Raw genomic sequence first — 21,362 nt, 5'->3', positions numbered from 1 at the left:
CCTCCGGTTTCGATTGAGCTACGGCTGGGCCGCGCACCCAGGGGCGCGGGGAACTGCGCGACCAGCCCCCACCGGCCCGCAGCGAACAACGGTTCAGACGAGACCGGCGTCCCGGAACGAGTCCAGGTTGGGCCGGATGGTCGCGGTAAGCCCGGTCCCAGCCACCGCATCCAGCGTCTTGAGACCATCCCCCGTGTTCAGGACCACCGTGGTCTTGGCAGGGTCGAGAAGCCCGTTCTCCAGCAGCTTCTTCGTCACCCCCACCGTCACACCCCCGGCGGTCTCCGCGAACACACCCTCGGTCCGCGCGAGCAGCTTGATCGCCTCGACGACCTGCTCGTCGTTCACGTCCTCCACCGCACCGCCCGTACGCCGCGCGATGTCCAGCACGTACGGACCGTCCGCCGGGTTCCCGATCGCCAGCGACTTGGCGATGGTGTCCGGCTTCTGGGGCCGTACGACGTCGTGCCCGGCCTTGTACGCCGTCGACACCGGCGAGCAGCCCTCGGCCTGCGCGCCGAAGATCTTGTACGGCTTGTCCTCGACCAGCCCGAGCTTGATCAGCTCCTGCAGACCCTTGTCGATCTTCGTGAGCTGCGAGCCGGAGGCGATCGGCACGACCAGCTGGTCCGGCAGCTGCCAGCCGAGCTGCTCGCAGATCTCGTAGGCCAGGGTCTTGGAGCCCTCGGCGTAGTACGGCCGCAGGTTGACGTTGACGAAGCCCCAGCCCTCGCCGGCCGGGTCGCCGATCAGCTCGGAGCAGAAGCGGTTCACGTCGTCGTAGTTGCCCTCGATGCCGACGAGCTCGCCGCCGTAGATCGCGGCCATGACGACCTTGCCCTGCTCCAGGTCGTGCGGGATGAACACGCAGGAGCGGAAGCCGGCGCGGGCCGCGGCGGCACCCACCGCACCGGCGAGGTTGCCGGTGGAGGAGCAGGACAGGGTGGTGAAGCCGAAGGCGCGGGCGGCCTCCAGGGCCTGGGCGACGACGCGGTCCTTGAAGGAGTGCGTCGGGTTGCCGGAGTCGTCCTTGACGAAGAGCTTGCCGGCGTCGACGCCGAGCTCACGGGCGAGGTTGTCGGCCTTGACGAGCGCGGTCCAGCCGGGGTTGATGTTCGGCTTGTCCGCGACGTCGGCCGGGACCGGCAGCAGCGGGGCGTAGCGCCAGATGTTCGCGGGGCCCGCTTCGATGCGCTTGCGGAGCTCTTCGGTGTCGTAGGCCGAGAAGTCGTAGGCGATCTCCAGCGGGCCGAAACACTCCTCGCACGCGAAGACCGGGCCGAGGGGGACGCGGTGACCGCACTCGCGGCAGCTCAGGGCGGCGGCGGGGCCGAGGTCTACGGTGGATTCAGTGGTGCTTGCAACAGTCTGCGCAGCCATGTGAGGCGAGGCCCTTTCTCCTCATCTTCCTCACGACGCATCTCGCCGTGAGACGGATTTGGCACCTTCCCGAGCCGGGAGCCTCGCGCGTGTGGTCGACGGTGACCTACGAGTACCGACTGGAGGGTTGCCGGGACTTCAACGGGCCGTTTCCCTCAGTCCCTCTGGATGAGCTGTATTCGGTTGTCGACGCAGGTTGACCCCGGACATGCGATGGTCACCCGCGTTGTTCAAGACTGTAACCGACGACCAGGACAGTTGAGATAGTCGTCCGAACCGCGAGATGGCTCACAGTCCGTCCCGCCGAGAGTACGCAGAGGAGCCGCCACGGTGCTGGAAGAAGTCGAGCGCTGGCTGAGCACCCGTTCCTGGTCCGCGACCGATCGCCCCCTCCACCAGATACTCGCCGCCAAGCAGCGCACGGGCCAGACGGTCAGTGTCGTGCTGCCCGCCCTCAACGAGGAGGAGACGGTCGGCGACATCGCCGCCGTGATCCGCCACGACCTGATGCGGCAGGTGCCGCTCGTCGACGAGCTCGTCGTCGTCGACTCCGGCTCGACCGACCGCACGTCGGAGGTGGCCGCCGCCGCGGGCGCGACGGTGGTGCACCGGGACGGGATACTCCCGCGGCTGCCCGCGGTGCCCGGCAAGGGCGAGGTGCTGTGGCGCTCACTGCTCGTCACCCGCGGGGACATCGTCTGCTTCGTCGACGCGGACCTGCGGGACTTCTCCTCCGACTTCGTCTCCGGGATCGTGGGCCCGCTGCTCACCGAGCCGGGCGTGGACCTGGTGAAGGCCATGTACGACCGTCCGCTCGGCGCCGCCGCCGGGCAGGGCGGCCGGGTCACCGAGCTGATGGCGCGCCCGCTGCTCAACATGCACTGGCCGCAGCTGGCCGGCTTCGTGCAGCCGCTCGGCGGCGAGTACGCGGCCCGCCGCTCGCTGCTGGAGCAGCTGCCGTTCCCCGTCGGGTACGGCGTCGAACTGGGGATGCTGGTCGACGCCCTGCACCTGGCGGGGCTCGACGCCCTCGCCCAGGTCGATGTCGGGGTGCGCAAGCACCGGCACCAGGACGGGCAGGCGCTGGGCCGGATGGCCGCCGCGATCTACCGCACCGCCCAGCTGCGGCTGGCCCGCGGGCATCTGATCCGGCCGTCCCTGACGCAGTTCGAGCGGGGCGGGGACGGCTTCGAGCCGCGGACGTACTCCGTGGACACCGAGGAGCGTCCGCCGATGGTGGAGATCGCCGAGTACCAGGCGCGGAAGGCGGCCTGACGGTGGCCGGGCACTGGCCTGACCGGGGCTGATTTTCGGCCGGGCGGGTCGGGGGGCCGCCAGGTCCGTACGTTTGAGCGTTTCCGGGCCGGGCTAGGTTGAGGGCTATGGCTTCAACGTTCGGTGCTGCACAGGTGCTGGTGGCCTCCAACCGCGGCCCGGTCTCGTACGCGGTGGGCGAGGACGGTTCGCTGAACGCCAAGCGGGGCGGCGGCGGGCTGGTCTCGGGGCTCTCCGCGATCGGCTCGGACGCGGACGCGCTGTGGGTCTGCTCGGCGCTGTCCGACGGCGACCGCGAGGCCGTCCGGCGGGGCGTCGGCGAGGACGGCGTGCGGATGCTGGACATCCCGGCCGACGTGCACGCCGACGCGTACAACGGCGTCGCCAACTCGGTGCTGTGGTTCGTCCACCACATGCTGTACCAGACCCCGCTGGAGCCGGTCTTCGACGCGGAGTTCCGGCGGCAGTGGACGTCGTACGAGGCGTACAACCGGGCGTTCGCCGAGGCGCTGGCGGAGGAGGCGGCGCGGGGTGCGGCCGTGGTCGTGCAGGACTACCACCTGACGCTGGTGCCCGGCATGCTCCGCGAGCTGCGGCCGGACCTGAGGATCGGGCACTTCTCGCACACCCCGTGGGCGCCGCCCGAGTACTTCCGGATGCTGCCGGACGACGTGGCCGGTCAGGTGCTGCGCGGCATGCTGGGCGCGGACCGGCTGGGCTTTCTCACCCAGCGCTGGGCGGACGCGTTCGTCGAATGCGCCGAGCGGTTCGCCGGCGGGCTCGGTGGCACGCGGGTCGGCGTGCACGGGCTGGGGGCCGACGCGGACTTCCTGCGGCAGCGGTCGCACGAGGCGGACGTCGAGGAGCGGATGGCCGCGCTGCGGGAGCAGATCGGCGAGGGCCGCCGCACCATCGTCCGCGTCGACCGCACCGAACTGTCGAAGAACATCGTGCGCGGCCTGCTGGCCTACCGCACGCTCCTCGACTCCCACCCCGAGTGGCGCGAGCGCGTCGTGCACGTCGCCTTCGCCTACCCCTCCCGGCAGGACCTCGCCGTGTACCGGGACTACACGGCCGAGGTACAGCGGCTGGCGGACGAGATCAACGAGCGGTACGGGACACCGGGCTGGACGCCGGTCGTGCTGCACGTCAAGGACGACTTCGCCCGCTCCCTGGCCGCCTACCGGCTGGCCGACGTCGCGCTCGTCAACCCCATCCGCGACGGCATGAACCTCGTCGCCAAGGAGGTCCCGGTCGTCTCCGACACGGGCTGCGCGCTGGTGCTGTCGCGGGAGGCCGGGGCGCACGAGGAGCTGGGCGAGGACGCGATCACCGTGAACCCGTACGACGTGACCGGCACGGCGGCGGCCCTGCACGAGGCGCTCTCGATGCGCCCGGAGGAACGCGCCGAGCGCGCCAAACGCCTGGCCGCGGCGGCGACCGCGCTGCCCCCGGCGCAGTGGTTCGTGGACCAGCTCGACGCGTTGAGGGGCTGAGCGGTGATGAGCTCGGTGGCATTGCCGACCCCCCTCACCAAGGCCGGGCAGGAGGGTCTCGACGCCCTCCTCGCGCGGCCCTCGGAGGCGCTGGTCGGGCTGGACTTCGACGGGACGCTCGCGCCGATCGTGGCCGACCCGGAGCTGGCCAGGGCCCATCCGGAGGCGCTGGGGGCGCTGGTGGCGCTCGCGCCGAAGGTGGCCGCCGTGGCGGTGATCACCGGCCGCCCGGCCGAGGTCGCGGTCCGCAACGGCGGCTTCGCGGACGTACCCGGTCTCGAACACCTCGTCGTCCTCGGGCACTACGGCGCCGAGCGGTGGGACGCCCGCAGCGGCGAGATCACCGCGCCGGAGCCGCACCCCGGCGTCGCGGCCGTACGCGCCGAACTGCCCGGGCTGCTCGAAGGGAGCGGCACCTGGGTCGAGGAGAAGGGCCGGGCGGTGGCCGTGCACACCCGCCGGGCCGCCGACCCGCAGGCCGCCTTCGAGTCCCTGCGCGAGCCGCTCACCGCCCTGGCGACCCGCCACGGCCTGATCGTCGAGCCCGGCCGCATGGTCCTCGAACTGCGCCCGCCCGGCATGGACAAGGGCGTCGCCCTCACCGAGTTCGCCCAGGAGACCGGCGCCGGCTCCGTCCTCTACGGCGGCGACGACCTGGGCGACCTGCCCGCCTACTCCGCCGTCGACCGCCTCCGCACGACCGGCACCCCGGGCCTGCTGGTGTGCAGCGGCAGCGACGAGGTGACCGAGCTGCGCGAGCGAGCGGACCTGGTGGTGAACGGCCCGGAGGGCGTCGTACGCCTGCTGGGAGCACTGGCGACCCAGCTCAGCTGAAGCGCCCTAAAAGGGGCGCGGGGAACTGCGCGACCAGCCCCCACTCACCCGCACCCCGCGACGGCCGATCAGTCCCACGGCCCTCAGCGCTCCGCCCGCCGCCTCTCCCGTATCCGCCGCAGCCGATTCACCGTCACCGGATCATGGGCGAGAGCCCGAGGGTCGTCCAACAGCGCGTTGAGAAGCTGGAAGTAGCGCACCGGCGCGAGCCCCAGCTCCTCCCGCACGGCCCGTTCCTTCGCACCGGGCCCGGAAAAGCTCCGGCGTTCAAGCGCGAGAATGTCCCGCTCCCGGCGCCCGAGCCCCGGCTCACCCGACCCCCCGGTGTCCGCGTCGTCCTCGTCCATGCCAGGCACCGTAACGCCCGCCACCGACAGCCGGACTACTCCGCGTTCTCCGCCCGGGACGCCTCCGCCTGGAGCCCGCCCAGGACGGCCGAGGGACTGGCACCGGGGGCGACGGCCTTGCCGATCCGCTGCTTGATCTCGGCGCTGACGTCGGCCCACGAGGTCTTGCCGACCGGGTAGAGCTCGGAGGTCAGCAGCTCCTCCAGGAACGGCCTGAGGTGCCGGTCCTGGTCGGAGACGGACATGGTCCCGGACGCGGAGGTGGTGACCGGCAGCAGGTCGTACTCGCGGGAGAAGGCCAGCACGTTCTTCTCGCTGTACACGAAGTCGAGGAAGTCGCCGACCTGGTCGCGGTGCCCGTTCTTGCGGAAGGCCGTCATCCAGTCGGCGACACCGAGCGTGGACTTGCTCGTGCCTTCCTTGCCCGGCGTCGGCACCATGCCGTACTTGACGCCCTTCTTCGCGGCGATGTTCATCAGCGACGGGTGCCCGTTGACCATGCCGACCTCGCCCTTGGCGAAGGCGGCGAACGCGTCGGCCCGGTTGAGCTCCCCGGGCGCGACAGGGCCGGTCAGGCCCTCGCCGACCAGGTCGTCCTTCAGCCAGGAGAAGGTGTCGACGTTCTCAGGGGAGTCGATGCCGTAGCCGTCGACGCTGTCGGTGTAGCCGCCCCCGCCGCTGAGCATCCACTGCATGGCCTCGGCAGGCGCCTCCTCCGGGCCGAGGGGCAGCGCGTACGGGTACGTCACGCCGTCCGCCTTGAGCGCCTCGGCGTCGTCGGCCAGGTCGTCCCAGCTCTTGGGCGGGGTGATGCCGGCCTCGTCGAAGAGGGTCTTGTTGTAGAAGAGCACGCGCGTGGAGGAGGCGAACGGCATGCCGTACTGCACGCCCTTGACCTGCCCCGCGGAGGCCAGCTGCCCGACGAAGTCGGCCTGCGTGGGTATGGAGAGCAGCTCGTCGGCCTTGTAGAGCTGGTTCTGGGCCGCGTACCCGGCGTACGAGCCGATCTGCGCCATGTCCGGCGGGTCACCGGCGGCGACCATCTCCCTGACCTTGCGGTCGACGTCGTTCCAGGAGTACACGCTGACGTCGATCTTGACGCCGGGGTGGTCGGCCTCGTACTCCTCGACGAGCTCGTCCCAGTACTTCTGGGAGCTGTTGGCCTTGCTGTCGCCGTAGTCGGCGGCGACCAGCTTCAGGGTCACGTCGCCCGAGCCGCCCGTCACGCCACAGCCGCCGAGGACCGCCGTCATGCCCAGTGCGGACACCACCGCGATCGTTCCTGCCATCCGCCGCCGCTGCACCGCTGTTCTTCCCCAACCCTGGCGTCGCCCGCCAAATCCTGGCGTGGTCCGCCACCGAAACTTTTCGATATTCGGAATAAGGTCTACACCACGTGAGTGGACTAGACCTCTTGCGGGTCCCCGGGTCACACTGTGTTCCGTGAGACATGTCATCGCCCTCGACGTGGGCGGCACCGGAATGAAGGCCGCTCTGGCCGGACCCGGGGGCGAGGTGCTGCACCGGTCCCGCCGGGCCACCGGACGCGACCAGGGTCCGGAGGCCGTCGTCGCGGGCATCCTCGACTTCGCCGCCGAGCTGCGCGCCCACGGCGCCGAGCACTTCGGCACGCCCGCGGCCGCCGCGGGCGTGGTCGTCCCCGGCATCGTCGACGAGGCGGAGGGCATCGCCGTCTACGCCGCGAACCTCGGCTGGCGCGACGTCCCCCTGCGCGACGCGCTCACGGCACGACTGGGCGTCCCGGTCGCCCTCGGCCACGACGTGCGCACCGGCGCTCTCGCCGAGGGCCGGGTCGGCGCGGGCCGCGGCGCCGACCGGTTCCTGTTCGTGGCGCTGGGCACCGGCATCGCAGGCGGCATCGGTGTCGAGGGCCGGGTCGAGTCGGGTGCGCACGGCTTCGCGGGCGAGATCGGCCATATCGTCGTACGGCCCGGCGGAGCCCCCTGCCCGTGCGGGCAGCGCGGCTGCCTGGAGCGCTTCGCGTCGGCGGCTGCCGTCACCGAGGCCTGGGCCTCGGCCTCGGGCGACCCGGACGCAGACGCGGCGGACTGCGCGAAGGCGGTGGAGTCCGGCGACCCGAGGGCCGGGGCAGTCTGGCAGTCCGCCGTGGACGCCCTGGCCGACGGCCTGGTCACGGCCCTGACCCTGCTGGACCCGCGCGTCCTGATCATCGGCGGCGGCTTGGCGGAGGCGGGGGAAACGCTGTTCACACCTCTCCGCGAGGCCATCGACCGCCGCATCACCTTCCAGAAACAGCCGACGCTCGTGCCGGCGGCCCTGGGGGACAGTGCAGGTTGTCTGGGGGCGGGCCTGCTGGCCTGGGACCTTCTGGCATCGACCGACCGTATGGAGGTAACGCCCTGATGACCGATGCCCCAGGGGCGCGGGGAACTGCGCGACCAGCCCCCACCCACCCGCACCCCGCAGCGTCCGGACACCCCACGGTCCTGACCGGCGCGACCGTCGTCCTCCCCACGGAAACGATCACAAACGGCCGGGTCGTCGTCGACGGCACCCGCATCACCACCACCGCCCCGGAAAACGCCCAGGTCATCGACGTAACAGACCACTACGTCATCCCCGGCTTCGTCGACCTCCACAACCACGGCGGCGGCGGAGGCTCCTTCACCTCCGGCTCGGCCGAGGACATCCTCAAGGGCATCCACACCCACCGCCTGCACGGCACGACCACCCTGGTCGCCTCCACCGTCACCGGCGACTTGGACTTCCTCTCCCAACGCGCCGGCCTGCTGAGCGAGCTGGCCGAGCAGGGCGAGATCGCCGGCATCCACTTCGAGGGCCCGTTCATCTCCCCCTGCCGCAAGGGCGCCCACGCCGAGGACCTGCTGCGTGACCCGCACCCCGCGGACGTCCGCAAGCTGATCGAGGCCGCCCGGGGCCAGGCGAGGATGGTCACGCTGGCCACCGAACTCCCCGGCGGCCTGGACTCCGTACGCCTGCTGGCCGACCAGGGCGTGATCGCGGCGATCGGCCACACGGACGCGACCTACGAGCAGACGGTCGAGGCCATCGACGCGGGCGCCACGGTCGCCACGCACCTCTTCAACGCGATGCCGCCCCTCGACCACCGCTCCCCCGGCCCGATCACCGCGCTCCTCGAAGACGACCGGATCACGGTCGAGCTGATCAACGACGGCACGCACCTGCACCCCGCCGCACTCCGGCTGGCGTTCCACCACGCGGGCGCGTCACGGGTCGCGTTCATCACGGACGCGATGGACGCGGCCGGTTTCGGCGACGGCCGCTACTGGCTCGGCCCGCTGGAGGTGGAGGTCGCCGACGGCGTGGCCCGCCTGGTCGAGGACGGCACCATCGCGGGCTCCACCCTGACCCTGGACCGCGCCTTCAAACGGGCCGTCACGGTCGACGGCCTCTCCGTCCAGGACGCGGTACAGGCCCTCTCGGCGACCCCCGCCCGCCTGCTCGGCATGGCCGACCGCATCGGCTCCCTGGAGCCGGGCAAGGACGCGGACCTGGTGCTGCTGAACTCGGATTTCGAGTTGAAGGGCGTGATGCGCCGGGGCGAATGGGTGATCGGTCCCCAACTGCACTGATCCATCCCCCAGTCGGGAGACGGTGGCCGAGTCCGGGACTGGGCCGACCGCCGTCTCTTTGGCATGATCGAGCCTCCGGAAGTTCACGGCAGCAAGCGCATGGCTCTGTATCGGGGGAGGTCGACCAGGTGATCCTCACGGTCACGCTGAACACCGCTCTCGACATCACCTACCGCGTACGGTCCCTCCGGCCGCACGCCTCCCACCGCGTCTCCGAGGTGACGGAACGCCCCGGCGGCAAGGGCGTCAACGTGGCCCGGGTCCTCGCGGCCCTCGGGCACGAGGTGACGGTGACCGGTTTCACGGGCGGTGCGACGGGCCGGGTCGTCCAGGAACTGCTGGCGCCGGTGCCGGGCATCGTGGACGCGCTGGTCCCGATCACGGGCACGACCCGCCGCACGATCGCCGTGGCGGACGAGCGGACCGGCGACACGACGCAACTCAACGAACCGGGCCCGACGATCACCCCCACCGAGTGGTCCGCCTTCCAGGAGGCCTACGAGGACCTGCTGGCGTCCGCCTCGGCGGTAGCCCTGTGCGGCAGCCTCCCACCGGGCGTCCCGGTGGGCGCGTACGCGGGCCTGGTCCGCACGGCCCGCTCCTTCTCGGTCCCGGTCCTCCTGGACACCAGCGGCGAACCCCTGCGCCGAGGCGTCGCCGCCCGCCCCGACATCATCAAGCCGAACGCCGGGGAACTGGCAGAACTGACGGGCTCCCACGACCCCTTGCGAGCCACCCAGGACGCCCGCCGCCGGGGTGCGCGCGCGGTGGTCGCGTCCCTGGGCGCGGAAGGCCTGCTGGCGGTATCCCCCGAGGGCCGCTGGCGCGCCGCCCCACCAGCCCTCCTACGAGGCAACCCGACAGGCGCCGGCGACTCCGCGGTCGCGGGCCTCCTCTCGGGCCTGGTCGAACACCTCCCCTGGCCGGCCCGCCTGACCCGGGCGACGGCCTTGTCGGCGGCGACGGTGCAGGCGCCGGTGGCCGGGGAGTTCGACCGGGGGGTCTACGAGGAGTGGCTGGGGAGGGTGACGGTGACGGGGGAGGTCAGTGCGGCCTAGGCCGGCTCAGTCCTTGACCTGGCCCGCCTTCAGCCAGAGCTGGTCCAGCAGGACGTTGCACTTGTCGCCGTCTCCGCAGGAGACCGTGATCGTGTTGGTGCCCTTGTTGAGGGTCGGCCAGGCGTAGGTCTTCGTCCAGCCCTTGGCGAAGTCGCCGCCCTTGGCGTGGGTGAAGTTGCCCATGTTCAGCTTGCTGCCGAACGGCTTGCCGTTGACCGTGAGCGTCATCTCCTGGTCCTCGTCGACCGTGCTGTAACGGGCGAAGAGGGTGTAGAGACCGTCCTTGGGGACACCATTGACCGTCCAGGTGACCGAGGAGCCGGGCGCGTTGAGGTTCCCCACGTAGATGCCGCCGTCGGACTGGGCGCCCTTGACGTCCTGGGTGAGGGTGGCTCCACCACCGAGGCGCAGCGCCTTGGCGTCGATCGTCGGCAGGTCGACCTTGCTCTCGCCGCCGCCCTTGCTCTTCGAAGGGTTCGGCTCGGACTCCTGGGACTGCGTCGGAGTCGTGCCCGCCTGGTCGTCAGAGTCGCTCTTGTCCTTGTCACCGCTCGCCATGGCGATCGCGATGCCGACGACGACCGCCGCGACCACCGCGACCGCGCCGATCAGCAGGCCCTTGGTGTTCGGGCCGCGGCCCCCGCGGCCGCCGCCGGACACCTGGTGCTGGGGAGCGGTAGCGGATCCGCCGCCGCCGGGCAGCGTCTCGGGTGCCGCGTAGTGCGCGTTCGGCTGGCCGTACGCACCCTGCTGCTGCGGGACCTGACCGTAGGCCGCCGCCTGCCCGGCCTGCGGCTGCTGGCCGTACTGGCGCGTGCCCACCGCCCGCACCCGGTTGACCGAGTTCGGGTAGCCGTAGCCCCCGGACGGCGGCTGGGCTCCGTTGGCCTGCCCGTCGGCGTAGAGATAGCCGAACGGGTCGTCGTCCTCGGGCGTGCTCGCGCCGTTGTTGCCGGGCGTCATCCCTTGGTCTCCTCAGTCAGGTGCGGTGCAATGCGGTACGGGTCGTGAGAGAGCGAGCCTACCCGCTCCCAGTGACCCAAACGGGTGACTCAGACCGCATCAACTCGCTGACCTCGGGTTCACCCGGCGCGTCTGTGTTGTTTGGGACGAGATCGTTTCTCGACGTACATCCGCTCGTCAGCGGACTTCAACACTTCGTCCGCTGTCATTCCACAGTGTGCCCATCCGATGCCGAAGCTGGCGCCGACCCGGACGGCACGCCCCTCGGCGCGGATGGGCTGGATGATCTCGTTGCGGAGGCGGACCGCGAGGTCCTGCGCGTCGGCCCGGCCGAGTCCGTCCGCGAGGATGACGAATTCGTCACCTCCGAGCCGGGCGACCGTGTCACCGTCGCGGACGCCCCCGCTCAGCCGCCGGGCGACCTCGATGAGAACCGCGTCACCCGCGTTGTGCCCGAACCGGTCGTTGATCGACTTGAAGCCGTCGAGGTCGCAGAAGAGGACGGCGAGGCCCTTCGTGCCGTCGTCGAGGTCGCCCTCCGGGGCGACGGTGTGCACATGGTGGTCGTAGGCGTCGAACGGGTCGGCGGCCTGCCGGAAGTCGAAGCCGGGGCCGACGACGTCGAAGGCGGGGTGGCCGTAGGCCGCGTCATGGGACTCGGCGACCGCGGAGTGCGGGGGCGCGGCACGCTGGCAGAGGCGCGACGACAGGCGGGAGCGCAGCTCGGCGGAGTTCGGCAGGCCGGTGAGCGAGTCGTGCGAGGCGCGGTGGGCGAGCTGCAACTCGCGGCGCTTGCGCTCCTCGATGTCCTCGACGTGGGTGAGGAGGAAGCGCGGTCCGTCGGCGGCGTCGGCGACCACGCTGTTGCGCAGCGACACCCACACATACGTGCCGTCCCGGCGGCCGAGGCGGAGTTCCGCGCGGCCGCCCTCCGCCGAGGTCCGCAGCAGGGTGCCTATGTCCTCGGGGTGGACCAGGTCGGAGAAGGAGTAGCGGCGCATCGCGGAGGCGGGGCGGCCCAGCAGCCGGCACAGGGCGTCGTTCGTGCGCAGGATCCGGCCGTGCTGGTCGCCGCCCATCTCGGCGATGGCCATGCCGGAGGGGGCGTACTCGAAGGCCTGCCTGAAGCTTTCCTCACTCGCCCGCAGCGCCTGCTGCTCGCGCTCCAGCCGGACGAGCGCGCGCTGCATATTGGCCCGCAGCCGGGCGTTGCTGATCGCGATGGCGGCCTGGAAGGCGTACATCTGGAGGGCCTCGCGGCCCCAGGCGCCGGGATGGCGGCCGTTGCGCGGGCGGTCCACGGAGAGCACGCCGATCAGCTCGCCGCAGGCCGCGCTGCCCTGCGGCCCGGGCGCGTACATGGGCGCGAAGAGCCGGTCGGCCGGATGCCACTCGTCCTCGAAGCGGGGCGCGGGGCCGTCGGTGTACCACTGCGGGACGTCGTCGTCGTCGAGGACCCAGCCCTCGGTGTGCGGTATGAACACCAGGTCGCCCCAGCGCTCGCCCATGCCGAGCCGGCGTTCCCAGGATTCGCGCGAGCCGACGCGGCCGGTGATGAGGGCCTCGGCGGCGGGGTTCCCGGCGAAGGCGGCGACGACGAGATCACCGTCGGGGCGTACGAGGTTCACGCACGCCATCTCGTACCCGAGAGCGGCGACGACGCCTTCCGCGACGGTCTGCAGTGTGTCCGCCAGGCTGCGGGCCGTGTTCATGTCGGCCATGACCTGGTGCAGTTGTCGCAGGGAGGCAAGGCGGACGTAGGGCTCCGACTCGGTCTCCATGCTCGCCCTCCCCCCGAGTACCTCGCAGCGAATCAAGAATCAAGGGTTCTCATCGGCGTACGTCCTGGCAGCTTCCCCGCCACTGAATCACAGCGCGCTGCTCACTCGGTACACAGGGTCAACAATTCCTGCCCCTTGTGACTCAAGTCACAGGTAAAGCTGAACAATTGCCTGGAGTTTCTGCGTTCCTCCCGTGCGTCCGTCGAGCGAAACCTTGTCACGCTGTACACACGTTTGTACTCCGTTTCCGCTGACGGGCGTCTTACGGAAAAGGGCTCGGGCGGCGGCGGGAAAGTCCGTCGCGAGTCCTAAGACCCTGATCGGGCGGGAGCCCGATGCGTGACGCGCGGGGCGGAGATTAGCGTTTCGGTGTGCCGAACACTCCCCCTGCCACGTCCTCGATCATTCCGTCACCCGCCTCCGGGCATGCTGAGGGGGTGAGCAACGACGAGTTCCGCGCCGCCATGTCCCGGCTGGCCTCGGGTGTGGTCCTGGTGACCGCGCAGGAGCCGCCGCTCGACCCGGACGACCCCTCGGCGCCGGGCAGCGAGGACGTGGGCATGACGGCCACGGCCTTCATGTCGGTGTCCCTGGACCCGCCCATGGTGCTGGTGAGCCTGCGCGAGGGCTCCCGCATGGACGAACTGCTCGACGAACAGCCCCAGTGGGCGGTCTCCGTGCTGTCCGAGAGCCAGCGGCACATCGCGGGCCGGTTCGCCATGAAGGGCCGGGTCAGCGACCGGCTGCTGTTCGCCGACATCCCGTACACGCGCGGCGAGTACACCGGGGCACCCCTGGTGGGCGGCGCCCTGGCCGTCCTGGAGTGCCGCACCGAGCAGCGCGTGCCGGCCGGCGACCACACGCTGGTCATCGGCCGCGTGCTGACGGCCCGCGTACCGAGCGCGGAGGGCGGGCCGCTGACGTACTTCCGGGGGCGGTACCGGCAGTTGGGGTGACCCGAGAAATCCCGTGGCCGCGTCGGCGCGGGCGCTCCTACGCTGCCCGGATGACGATTCCCGCGCCCCGGCTCGAAGAGATCACCCCCGGGAACCTCGACGCCGCCCTCGGCATCCGCGTCCGCCCCGACCAGGAACACGCGGTCGCCCCGGTCGTGAAGTCACTCGCCGAGGCGTACGCGCACGGCGCCATCGCCTGGCCGCGCCTCATCGTCGACGGCGACCGCCCGGTCGGCTTCCTCATGGCCTGCCTCGGCATCGACTGGTACGGGGACGGCAGCGACATCCGCTCCGGCCTGTGGCGGCTGAACATCGCGGCCGGTGAGCAGGGCAAGGGGTACGGCCGTTTCGCCGTCGAGTCCGTCGCCGCCGAACTGCGCCGGCGCGACACCGAGAAGTTCTACGTCACCTGGCACCCGGGACCGAACGGCCCCGAGGGCTTCTACCTGGGGCTCGGCTTCCGCCCGGCCGGGGAGAACAGCGGGGGCCAGACGGTGGGGTTGCTGGAGCTTACCTAGGGCCCCTCGGAGAGGCGTCAGCTCCAGCCCTGGGCCGATCGGCCCCGCTTGGTCTCCGAGCGCTGCTTCTTCTCGCGCAGCCGGCGCTCGTTGATCCCCCGGGGGATCCGGGTCTGCCTGCGGGGCTTGGGCGGGGGTGCGGTGGCCTCGGCCAGGAGGGCGGCGAGGCGTACGGCGGCGGACTCGCGGTTGCGCCACTGGGAGCGGTGCTCGGAGGACCGTACGGTGACGACTCCGTCGACCAGGCGCCCGGCCAGCCGCTCCAGCGCCCGCTGCTTCCACACCTCGGGCAGCGCCTCGGTCTTCGCCAGGTCGAAGCTGAGCTCGACCTTCGAGTCACTGGTGTTGACGTGCTGTCCGCCGGGCCCCGAGGACCGCGAGAAACGCCACAGGAGCTCGGCCTCGGGCAGGGAGACGGAGCCGCGGATGACGTGGGGACCAGACATGCCGTCCATGTTCCCTCTCCTGTCCGGTCCACGTCATCCCAATAATCGAGAGTAAAGAAAGTAAAGGAGCTGGAACCTCGCGTACCCCTCTCCACGTTCAGGGGGGTAGCTGTAGCTTCTTTGCCGCAGCTGCTTTGCCGTACTGCCGTACGTAAACGAGGGAAGGGACTCCCAACAATGGCTGTAAGCCTGTCCAAGGGTGGCAACGTCTCGCTCACCAAGGAGGCTCCGGGCCTGACCGCCGTCACCGTGGGCCTCGGCTGGGACGTCCGCACCACCACCGGCACGGACTTCGACCTCGACGCCTCCGCGATCGCGGTCAACACACAGGGCAAGGTCTACTCGGACGCCCACTTCGTGTTCTTCAACAACAAGCAGACCCCGGACAACACGATCGTCCACACCGGCGACAACCGCACGGGCGAGGGCGCCGGCGACGACGAGGCGATCAACGTCAACCTCGCCGCCCTCCCGGCCGACATCGAGAAGATCGTCTTCCCGGTGTCCATCTACGACGCCGAGAACCGCTCGCAGAACTTCGGCCAGGTCCGCAACGCCTACATCCGCATCGTCAACCAGGCCGGCGGCGCCGAGATCGCCCGCTACGACCTGTCGGAGGACGCGGCCACGGAGACGGCCATGGTCTTCGGCGAGCTGTACCGCAACGGCGCGGAGTGGAAGTTCCGCGCCGTCGGCCAGGGCTACGCCTCGGGCCTGGTCGGCATCGCCCAGGACTTCGGCGTCAACGTCTGACGACCAACGCCGGTCTTGTTCTGACGGCGGAGCCCCCGGGCCTTGGAAGAGGCCCGGGGGCTCCGCCCTTTCTCTTGGGGCGCGGGGAACTGCGCGACAAGCCACGACGAACCCGCAGCCGCCCACGCACCTGAGCCCACAACGGCGTTCCCGCTCCCGCCCCTCATGACCGCTCCGGCTTCCCCTCCCCGTACAGCCACTCCTCCCAGATCCCCGCGAAGTCCTCCCCTGGCGCCTGCTCCTCGACATACGCCGTGAACTCGGCCGTGTCCGCGTTCCCGTACCGGTGCTCCGCCGCCCACCCCCGCAGGATGGCGAAGAACCTGTCATCCCCCACGGCCTGGCGGATCTTCTGAAGGACCATCGCGCCCCGCTGGTAGACCGGGTCCCCGGAGATGTTCGCGGCGTCCGCCGGCTTCGCGGGCGGGAACGCCCAGAGGTCCTTGTACGTCTTCTCCCCGTTCTCGTACAGCGCGTCGAAGGACTCCTGCGCGCTCTCCCCGCCGTGGTCCTCCCGCCACAGCCACTCCGCGTACGTCGCGAAGCCCTCGTTGAGCCACATGTCGCGCCAGCTCTCCGGCGTGACGGAGTCGCCGTACCACTGGTGGGCGAGTTCGTGGACGAGGAGGGTGATGCCGGGGGCGCCGGGGAAGACGGGCCGGGTCTGGGTCTCCAGGGCGTAGCCGACCTCGGCCGCGCGGTCGACGATCGCACCGGTGGAGGAGAAGGGGTAGGGGCCGAACCGCCGCTCCGCCCAGCGCAGGATCTCGGGGATGCGCGCGAGCACCGCGCGGCCCGCCTCCCGCTCCGCCGGGTCGACGGCCGTGTACACGGGCAGACCGTCCCGGGCGGTGGAGCGGGTGATGTCGTAACGGCCGATCGCGAGCGTGGCGAGGTAGCTCGCCATCGGCTCGGCGGAGTGCCAGCTGAACGTCGTACGGCCGCCCTTCGCGGTCGTGACGTCGCGCAACTCCCCGTTGGAGACCGCCCGGAGCCCCCGCGGCACGGTCACCGTGAGGTCGTACGACGCCTTGTCGGACGGGTGGTGGTTGCCGGGGAACCACGCCATGGATCCCGCCGGCTCCCCCAGCGCGAGCGCCCCGTCCGTGGTGCGCAGCCAGCCCTCCTGGGAGCCGTCGGGGTCGGTGACGGTCTCGGGCGCCCCGGAGTAGCGGACGGTCGCGCGGAACGTCTCGTCCCGGCGGAGGTCCTCGCGCGGCCGGACGGTGAGCTCCTGCCCGGCGCGGTTCCAGCGGGCCGTCTCGCCGCCGACGGTGACCTTGCCGACCTCCAGGCCGGTCAGGTCGAGGTTGAAGGCGGTGAGGTCCTTGGTCGCACGCGCGGTGAGGGTGGCCGTGCCGGTGAGGTGGTGGGCGTCCGGGTCGTAGGCGAGGCGCAGGCCGTAGTGGGTGACGTCGTAGCCGCCGTTGCCGGCCTTCGGGAAGTACGGATCGCGTACGCCGGATCCGCCCGGGGTTCCGTGGACTCCGCCGCCGCAGGCCGTGAGGGCGAGAGCGGAGACGAGCAGGGCGGGGACAAGACGTACGGACCGGGCCACGATCTCGATCCTATGGCGGGCGTGACAGCATCACCCCCGTGCTCGACATCGGCTACGCCCTCTCCAACCGCTTCCCCGACCCGCCACAGACCGACTACCGCCGCGCGGACGTCCGCGCCCTGCGGCACGACCTGTTCTGCGGTGACGTCTACCTGGCGGACACCAAGACGGACCACGAGGTGTCCACAGCCTGGGGATGGGTGCCGGTGCTCGACTTCGCGTGGGCGCTGTGCGACATCGTGGAGCGGATCGACCGGGACCCGGCGGGCTCGCGGGCGTCCCGGCCGCAGCGGGCGGAGCTGGACTTCACCGAGTCGACCGACCGCATGCTGTTCGAGCGCCGCTTCGGCTGGGTGGACATCGAGGCCGACTGGATGCGCGCGGAGGAGCCCCCGCTCACCGTCTCCCACTCCGAACTGCGCCGCGAGTCCCGGGACTTCCTGCACGACCTGATCGCCGACCTCACCGATCTGCACGACGACCTCGCCGAGAACCCGGCGATCTGGACCCTCCAGGCCCGCTTCCCCAGGGTCTCCTGACGACTTCCCAGGGTCTCCTGTTTCCCAGGGTCTCCTGACGACTGGTCCCAGGGGCTCCCGACGACGGTCCGCCACCGGGCTGACACGATCGCCCTTCGACCGGCAGCACATACAGCGGACACGGGGAGAACGGCGACATGAGCCAGGGGCGCGTGACCTACGGCCTGAACTACAAGATGACGCCACCGGTCATCGTCAGCGGAGAAGGGCTCGAGCAGGGCACCACCGTCCGGCTTCACCGCGACCCCGACAGCCCCGCCCCGGACCGGCTCCGCTCACTGCGGGCCTTCCATCTGCGCGCGGAGGACTGGGCGCCGGTCGCCCGGGGGGTGACGGAGCAGCCCCTGGGGTCGCGGCTGAGCGGACGCCCGGCGGTGTACCACGTCCTCGATCCCTACGGTGCGCCGCTCGGGCGGATCACCCTGCGGCGGCGCCGCGCCTTCCGGTGGGGTCGCGAACGCTGGACCGTGGAACCGGCGGCGGGGCCGGTCCTGCACGGGTATGTGGGCCGACTGGTGTGGTGGGCGCTGTGGTGGCCCTTCGGGCTGCCGGTCTACCTCCTCTTCCTGCTCCTGGCCCTGATGGCGGAGATCGACGACGGCTTCCGTCCACCCCGGCGCATCACCTGGCGGGACGGCTCCCACCGCGCCCACCTCGTCTTCCGCGCGGTGGCCGAGGACTACCGGCTGCTGCGGCACGAACTGGACCCCCGTCTGGTCCACGCCCTCATAGCGCTGCACCAGTCCTATGACTGGCCGGAGCAGGCGGGGGAAGGTGGCTGGTACGAGTACTGAGGGGCTGGTACGAGTACTGAGGGTGAGGGCGCGGGGTCAGCCCTCCACCCTGATCCCCCACTCCATCGCCAGCACCGGTGCCAGATCCAGCAGTTGCGCCGTACTGATCACCGCCCCCGACAGCCGGTCGAGACCCCGGCTGATCTCCAGCGACGCGGCCCCGCGCAGGTCGACGTCCGTGAGGGTCGCCGCATGGAAGTCGACGCCCTTCAGGGCGCAGTCCACGAACTCCACCCGCTCCAGGCGGGCGCCCCCGAAGTCCGGCTCGACGAGGACGCAGCCCTCGAAGACGACGTCTCTGAGCCGGGCCGTGCGCAGATTCAGATAGTCGATCTTGCCGCCGCGGATCAGCACCCGCTCCAGCACCGCCCCGTGCAACTGCGGTCCCCCGAGGCGGGCTTCGGTCAGCTCCACGTCCCGCAGGGTCGCCTCGGCGAGGTCGGTGCCGACGCCCCGCACGCCGGTGAGGACCGAGTCCAGGAAGCGGGCATGCCGCAGCCGCGTCTCGTCCAGCGCGCACCCCGTCAGCGCACAGTCCATGAAGCGGGCCCCCGCCCCGTCCTGCCCGGTGAGGTCCGCGTCCCGGAACTCCAGCCCGTCGTAGTCCCCGTCCGGCTCCAGCCCACCGCCCTCGTACGGCTCCAGCCCGGGCAGCCGCACCTCCGGTCGCCGCGCACCCTTCACACCCGTACCGCGGGTCACACCCGTACCGCCCGCCGCTCTCCTCGCCATGCCCCCATGCTGCACCCCACCACTGACAACGCCCCCTGACCTGCGCGAACACCGGCCATGTCACATTCCGGGCCCCGCGGGCGGTCGTAATCCCGAAGGCGATCGACGACCTCAGGCCCCAGGGAGATCCCAGCCATGCACCGCATCACCGTCATCGGCGGCGGCTTCGCCGGACTGACCGCCGCCATCACCGCCGCCGAGGCAGGCGTCAAGGTAACCCTCCACGAAGCCCACCACACCCTCGGCGGCCGGGCCCGCACCGCCGAGGGCCCCTACCGCACGAACGAGGGCCCGCACGCCCTCTACAACGGCGGCCCGCACTGGGCCTGGCTCAAGCAGCGCGACCTCCTCGGCCCGCTCGCCCCGATCCCACCCCTGGAGGCCGCCCGGCTACGGCTGCGCCACCACGGCGTGCTGCGCCGCACCCCGCCCTTCCCGATGCTGAAGCTGCTGCGCCGGACCGCCCGGCAAGCGCCGGTGGACGCCGACTTCCTGACCTGGGCGACCGGCGTCGCGGGCGAGGAGGGCGCCCGCGCCGCCGCCCACTACTCCGCCGTCGCCCTCTTCCACCACGACCCCGGCTCCCTGTCGGCCGCGTTCGTGCAGGAGCGCCTGCGCCGGGCCACCAAGCTGCCGCCCGAGGCCCACTACCCGCGCGGCGGCTGGGGCAGCCTCATCGACCGGATGGCCGCCCGGGCCTGGAATCTGGGCGTCCGGATGGAGACCCTGTCCCGTGTCGACACGCTCCCTACCGACACACCGGTGATCGTCGCGACCTCCCTGGACGCCGCCCGGCGGCTGCTCGGCGACACCTCCCTGACCTGGCCGAGCGGCCGTACCGCCCTCGTCGACCTGGCCGTGCGCACGCGGCGCGGGGACGCCTTCGCGGTCTCAGACCTGGACGCGCCCGGCTGGCTCGAACGGTTCACCGCCCAGGACCGCAGCCTGGCCCCGGCCGGCGAGCAGCTCATCCAGGGGCAGCTCCCCCTCGCCCCGCACGAGTCCAAGGCCGACGGCACCGCCCGCGCCGAGCAGCTGCTCGACCTGGGGTTCCCGGGCTGGCGCGAGCGCGTCACCTGGCGGCGCGAGTCCGTCGCGGCGGGCCGTACGGGCGCGGTCGACCTGCCCGGCACCAGCTGGCGCGACCGGCCCGCCGTGGACCGGGGCGACGGTGTCTACCTCGCCGGTGACCAGGTCGCGGCCCCCGGTGTGCTGTCGGAGGTCTCCTTCAACAGCGCCCTGACGGCGGTGTCCCTCGCCCTCGGCCGGCGGGAGCTTGACCTCAAGCAAGCTTGAGGTTGAAGGCTGGCCGCAGACCACCGCGACACGAGGAGCCTCGTATGCACGCCATCCGCCTGCACGCCTTCGGCCCGGCCGAGAACCTCACCTATGAGCGCGTCGAGGACCCCCGGCCGGGCCCCGGACAGATCCGTATCGCCGTACGGGCGGCGGGCGTCCACCTCCTGGACGCCGCACTGCGCGAGGGCATGCGCGGCGGACCGACGGCCGATCAGGCAGCCCTGCCCACCGTCCCCGGCCGCGAGGTCGCCGGCGTCGTCGAGTCCCTGGGCGAGGGCGTCGCGGACCTCTGGCTCGGCAAGCGGGTCGTCGCCCACCTCGGCTTCGTCCCCGGCGGGTACGCCGAACTGGCCGTCACCGCCGTCGAACGCCTGCATGAGATCCCGGAGAACCTGGACTTCGCCGAGGCCGTCGCCATGATCGGCACGGGCCGTACGGCGATGGGGATCCTCCAGTTCGCCGACCTCGGGCCCGACTCGGTGGCCGTCGTCCCGGCCGCCGCCGGAGGCATCGGGACGCTTCTCGTGCAGTACGCCAGGAATGCCGGCGCGACCGTCGTCGGCCTCGCGGGCGGCCCGGAGAAGATCGCCCTGGTGCAGGCGAACGGTGCCGATCTCGCCGTCGACTACCGGGACCCGGCCTGGCCCGCGAAGGTCCGCGCCCACCTCGGCGGCCGGACCGCGACCGTCGTCTTCGACGGGGTCGGCGGCGACGTGGCCCGCGAGGCCGTCGCCCTCCTCGGCCCCGGCGGAAAGCACATCGTCTTCGGCTGGTCCGGCCAGGGCATCCTCGACGGCGAGCCCTACCTCGTCGACGGAGTCTCCGAGCAGGTCCTCGGCCCCGCGATGCTGGGGAAGGCCGGCGGCCCCGACCCCCTGCGCACCCTCGAACTGCGCGCCCTCACCGAGGCCGCCACCGGCCGCCTCACCCCGGCCGTCCACCGCTTCCCGCTCCGCGAGGCCGCAGCCGCGCACCGGGCACTGGAGACCCGGGGCACGACGGGCAAGGTGGTCCTGGAACCCACCCCCGGCTAATTC

At 71.7% G+C, this 21,362-nt stretch carries 21 protein-coding genes and 1 riboswitch; of the genes, 13 read left to right on the top strand and 8 right to left on the bottom strand.

The genetic code is table 11. The features are described 5' to 3' along the window. Window positions 1–93: 93 nt before the first annotated feature. A complete protein-coding gene (gene thrC / locus ACIBK5_RS08115) occupies window positions 94–1,380 on the bottom strand; it encodes a threonine synthase (protein ID WP_399017405.1) in 1,287 nt (428 codons plus the stop codon). Window positions 1,381–1,398: 18 nt separating this feature from the next. Further along, window positions 1,399–1,555: riboswitch (SAM riboswitch) on the bottom strand. A 155-nt stretch (window positions 1,556–1,710) separates the two neighbouring features. Between thrC and ACIBK5_RS08110 the strand changes: the two genes are divergently transcribed. From ACIBK5_RS08110 to otsB, 3 genes are all read left to right on the top strand, one after another. After that, complete coding sequence (locus ACIBK5_RS08110) at window positions 1,711–2,655, top strand: glucosyl-3-phosphoglycerate synthase (protein WP_382495068.1); 945 nt, start codon at window positions 1,711–1,713, stop codon at window positions 2,653–2,655. Between the two features lie 107 nt (window positions 2,656–2,762). After that, entirely contained in the window at window positions 2,763–4,151 is a 1,389-nt protein-coding gene (locus tag ACIBK5_RS08105; protein ID WP_399017403.1) for a trehalose-6-phosphate synthase, read from the top strand. A gap of 6 nt (window positions 4,152–4,157) precedes the next feature. Beyond that, window positions 4,158–4,985, top strand: a complete 828-nt coding sequence (otsB, locus tag ACIBK5_RS08100; protein WP_399017402.1) for a trehalose-phosphatase — start codon at window positions 4,158–4,160, stop codon at window positions 4,983–4,985. Window positions 4,986–5,068: 83 nt separating this feature from the next. On the opposite strand, the gene ACIBK5_RS08095 is transcribed toward otsB, so the two are convergent. Both ACIBK5_RS08095 and ACIBK5_RS08090 read right to left on the bottom strand, forming a co-directional pair. After that, window positions 5,069–5,332, bottom strand: coding sequence for a DUF3263 domain-containing protein (locus tag ACIBK5_RS08095; RefSeq protein ID WP_399017400.1), 264 nt, complete (start codon window positions 5,330–5,332; stop codon window positions 5,069–5,071). A 35-nt stretch (window positions 5,333–5,367) separates the two neighbouring features. Next, entirely contained in the window at window positions 5,368–6,621 is a 1,254-nt protein-coding gene (locus ACIBK5_RS08090; protein ID WP_399017398.1) for an ABC transporter substrate-binding protein, read from the bottom strand. Between the two features lie 154 nt (window positions 6,622–6,775). On the opposite strand from ACIBK5_RS08090, the gene ACIBK5_RS08085 reads away from it, so the two are divergent. From ACIBK5_RS08085 to ACIBK5_RS08075, 3 genes are all read left to right on the top strand, one after another. After that, entirely contained in the window at window positions 6,776–7,717 is a 942-nt protein-coding gene (locus tag ACIBK5_RS08085) for an ROK family protein (RefSeq protein WP_399017396.1), read from the top strand. Next, window positions 7,717–8,928 (top strand): N-acetylglucosamine-6-phosphate deacetylase, encoded by a 1,212-nt coding sequence (gene nagA, locus ACIBK5_RS08080; RefSeq protein ID WP_399017394.1) that lies wholly within the window; start codon window positions 7,717–7,719, stop codon window positions 8,926–8,928. The genes ACIBK5_RS08085 and nagA overlap by 1 nt, the downstream gene beginning before the upstream one ends. 128 nt (window positions 8,929–9,056) lie before the next feature. After that, window positions 9,057–9,986 carry a 1-phosphofructokinase family hexose kinase gene (locus ACIBK5_RS08075; RefSeq protein ID WP_399017393.1) on the top strand — a complete coding sequence of 310 codons (930 nt, stop codon included), beginning with the start codon at window positions 9,057–9,059 and terminating at the stop codon, window positions 9,984–9,986. Window positions 9,987–9,992: 6 nt separating this feature from the next. Here the strand turns inward: ACIBK5_RS08075 and ACIBK5_RS08070 are convergent, their stop codons facing one another. Together ACIBK5_RS08070 and cdgB are read right to left on the bottom strand one after the other, a co-directional pair. Next, window positions 9,993–10,949, bottom strand: a complete 957-nt coding sequence (locus tag ACIBK5_RS08070; protein WP_399017391.1) for a carbohydrate-binding protein — start codon at window positions 10,947–10,949, stop codon at window positions 9,993–9,995. Between the two features lie 119 nt (window positions 10,950–11,068). Then, window positions 11,069–12,730, bottom strand: coding sequence for a diguanylate cyclase CdgB (cdgB, locus tag ACIBK5_RS08065; RefSeq protein ID WP_399017390.1), 1,662 nt, complete (start codon window positions 12,728–12,730; stop codon window positions 11,069–11,071). Window positions 12,731–13,101: 371 nt separating this feature from the next. On the opposite strand from cdgB, the gene ACIBK5_RS08060 reads away from it, so the two are divergent. Together ACIBK5_RS08060 and ACIBK5_RS08055 are read left to right on the top strand one after the other, a co-directional pair. Beyond that, entirely contained in the window at window positions 13,102–13,686 is a 585-nt protein-coding gene (locus ACIBK5_RS08060; protein WP_399017388.1) for a flavin reductase family protein, read from the top strand. Window positions 13,687–13,736: 50 nt separating this feature from the next. Further along, a complete protein-coding gene (locus ACIBK5_RS08055; RefSeq protein WP_399017385.1) occupies window positions 13,737–14,204 on the top strand; it encodes a GNAT family N-acetyltransferase in 468 nt (155 codons plus the stop codon). Window positions 14,205–14,221: 17 nt separating this feature from the next. Here ACIBK5_RS08055 and arfB read toward each other — a convergent pair whose 3' ends face one another. Beyond that, window positions 14,222–14,659, bottom strand: coding sequence for an alternative ribosome rescue aminoacyl-tRNA hydrolase ArfB (arfB, locus tag ACIBK5_RS08050; protein WP_399017383.1), 438 nt, complete (start codon window positions 14,657–14,659; stop codon window positions 14,222–14,224). Window positions 14,660–14,827: 168 nt separating this feature from the next. Between arfB and ACIBK5_RS08045 the strand changes: the two genes are divergently transcribed. After that, complete coding sequence (locus ACIBK5_RS08045; RefSeq protein ID WP_382840672.1) at window positions 14,828–15,403, top strand: TerD family protein; 576 nt, start codon at window positions 14,828–14,830, stop codon at window positions 15,401–15,403. Window positions 15,404–15,566: 163 nt separating this feature from the next. On the opposite strand, the gene ACIBK5_RS08040 is transcribed toward ACIBK5_RS08045, so the two are convergent. Continuing rightward, window positions 15,567–16,961 (bottom strand): M1 family metallopeptidase, encoded by a 1,395-nt coding sequence (locus ACIBK5_RS08040; protein ID WP_399017382.1) that lies wholly within the window; start codon window positions 16,959–16,961, stop codon window positions 15,567–15,569. A gap of 38 nt (window positions 16,962–16,999) precedes the next feature. On the opposite strand from ACIBK5_RS08040, the gene ACIBK5_RS08035 reads away from it, so the two are divergent. Together ACIBK5_RS08035 and ACIBK5_RS08030 are read left to right on the top strand one after the other, a co-directional pair. Continuing rightward, window positions 17,000–17,500 carry a hypothetical protein gene (locus ACIBK5_RS08035; protein WP_399017381.1) on the top strand — a complete coding sequence of 167 codons (501 nt, stop codon included), beginning with the start codon at window positions 17,000–17,002 and terminating at the stop codon, window positions 17,498–17,500. Window positions 17,501–17,637: 137 nt separating this feature from the next. After that, on the top strand, window positions 17,638–18,294 hold the full coding sequence (locus ACIBK5_RS08030) for a hypothetical protein (RefSeq protein ID WP_399017379.1): 657 nt from the start codon (window positions 17,638–17,640) through the stop codon (window positions 18,292–18,294). Window positions 18,295–18,330: 36 nt separating this feature from the next. Here the strand turns inward: ACIBK5_RS08030 and ACIBK5_RS08025 are convergent, their stop codons facing one another. After that, window positions 18,331–19,026 carry a pentapeptide repeat-containing protein gene (locus tag ACIBK5_RS08025; protein WP_399017377.1) on the bottom strand — a complete coding sequence of 232 codons (696 nt, stop codon included), beginning with the start codon at window positions 19,024–19,026 and terminating at the stop codon, window positions 18,331–18,333. A 135-nt stretch (window positions 19,027–19,161) separates the two neighbouring features. Between ACIBK5_RS08025 and ACIBK5_RS08020 the strand changes: the two genes are divergently transcribed. Continuing rightward, window positions 19,162–20,322: an FAD-dependent oxidoreductase gene (locus ACIBK5_RS08020; RefSeq protein ID WP_399017376.1), complete on the top strand. Its 1,161-nt coding sequence runs from the start codon at window positions 19,162–19,164 to the stop codon at window positions 20,320–20,322. 44 nt (window positions 20,323–20,366) lie between these two features. Then, the gene (locus tag ACIBK5_RS08015; RefSeq protein ID WP_399017374.1) at window positions 20,367–21,359 is read left to right on the top strand and encodes a zinc-binding dehydrogenase; all 993 of its coding nucleotides are present in this window, start codon (window positions 20,367–20,369) and stop codon (window positions 21,357–21,359) included. The last annotated feature ends 3 nt before the right edge of the window (window positions 21,360–21,362 follow it).

Origin of the sequence: Streptomyces sp. NPDC050546 (genome assembly GCF_044457425.1) — a bacterium.
In the GTDB taxonomy this organism is placed as follows: Bacteria; Actinomycetota; Actinomycetes; order Streptomycetales; family Streptomycetaceae; genus Streptomyces.
This window is presented reverse-complemented; position numbering and strand designations above follow the sequence as displayed.

Excerpts from the sequence above, each read along its gene's own strand:
- ACIBK5_RS08015 (WP_399017374.1), top strand. The coding sequence starts at position 20,367 with ATGCACGCCATCCGCCTGCACGCCTTCGGCCCGGCCGAGAACCTCACC.
- ACIBK5_RS08070 (WP_399017391.1), bottom strand. The coding sequence starts at position 10,949 with ATGACGCCCGGCAACAACGGCGCGAGCACGCCCGAGGACGACGACCCG.
- ACIBK5_RS08090 (WP_399017398.1), bottom strand. The coding sequence starts at position 6,621 with ATGGCAGGAACGATCGCGGTGGTGTCCGCACTGGGCATGACGGCGGTC.
- ACIBK5_RS08095 (WP_399017400.1), bottom strand. The coding sequence starts at position 5,332 with ATGGACGAGGACGACGCGGACACCGGGGGGTCGGGTGAGCCGGGGCTC.
- nagA (WP_399017394.1), top strand. The coding sequence starts at position 7,717 with ATGACCGATGCCCCAGGGGCGCGGGGAACTGCGCGACCAGCCCCCACC.
- cdgB (WP_399017390.1), bottom strand. The coding sequence starts at position 12,730 with ATGGAGACCGAGTCGGAGCCCTACGTCCGCCTTGCCTCCCTGCGACAA.
- otsB (WP_399017402.1), top strand. The coding sequence starts at position 4,158 with ATGAGCTCGGTGGCATTGCCGACCCCCCTCACCAAGGCCGGGCAGGAG.
- ACIBK5_RS08045 (WP_382840672.1), top strand. The coding sequence starts at position 14,828 with ATGGCTGTAAGCCTGTCCAAGGGTGGCAACGTCTCGCTCACCAAGGAG.
- ACIBK5_RS08020 (WP_399017376.1), top strand. The coding sequence starts at position 19,162 with ATGCACCGCATCACCGTCATCGGCGGCGGCTTCGCCGGACTGACCGCC.
- arfB (WP_399017383.1), bottom strand. The coding sequence starts at position 14,659 with ATGGACGGCATGTCTGGTCCCCACGTCATCCGCGGCTCCGTCTCCCTG.
- ACIBK5_RS08105 (WP_399017403.1), top strand. The coding sequence starts at position 2,763 with ATGGCTTCAACGTTCGGTGCTGCACAGGTGCTGGTGGCCTCCAACCGC.
- thrC (WP_399017405.1), bottom strand. The coding sequence starts at position 1,380 with ATGGCTGCGCAGACTGTTGCAAGCACCACTGAATCCACCGTAGACCTC.
- ACIBK5_RS08030 (WP_399017379.1), top strand. The coding sequence starts at position 17,638 with ATGAGCCAGGGGCGCGTGACCTACGGCCTGAACTACAAGATGACGCCA.
- ACIBK5_RS08055 (WP_399017385.1), top strand. The coding sequence starts at position 13,737 with ATGACGATTCCCGCGCCCCGGCTCGAAGAGATCACCCCCGGGAACCTC.
- ACIBK5_RS08025 (WP_399017377.1), bottom strand. The coding sequence starts at position 19,026 with ATGGCGAGGAGAGCGGCGGGCGGTACGGGTGTGACCCGCGGTACGGGT.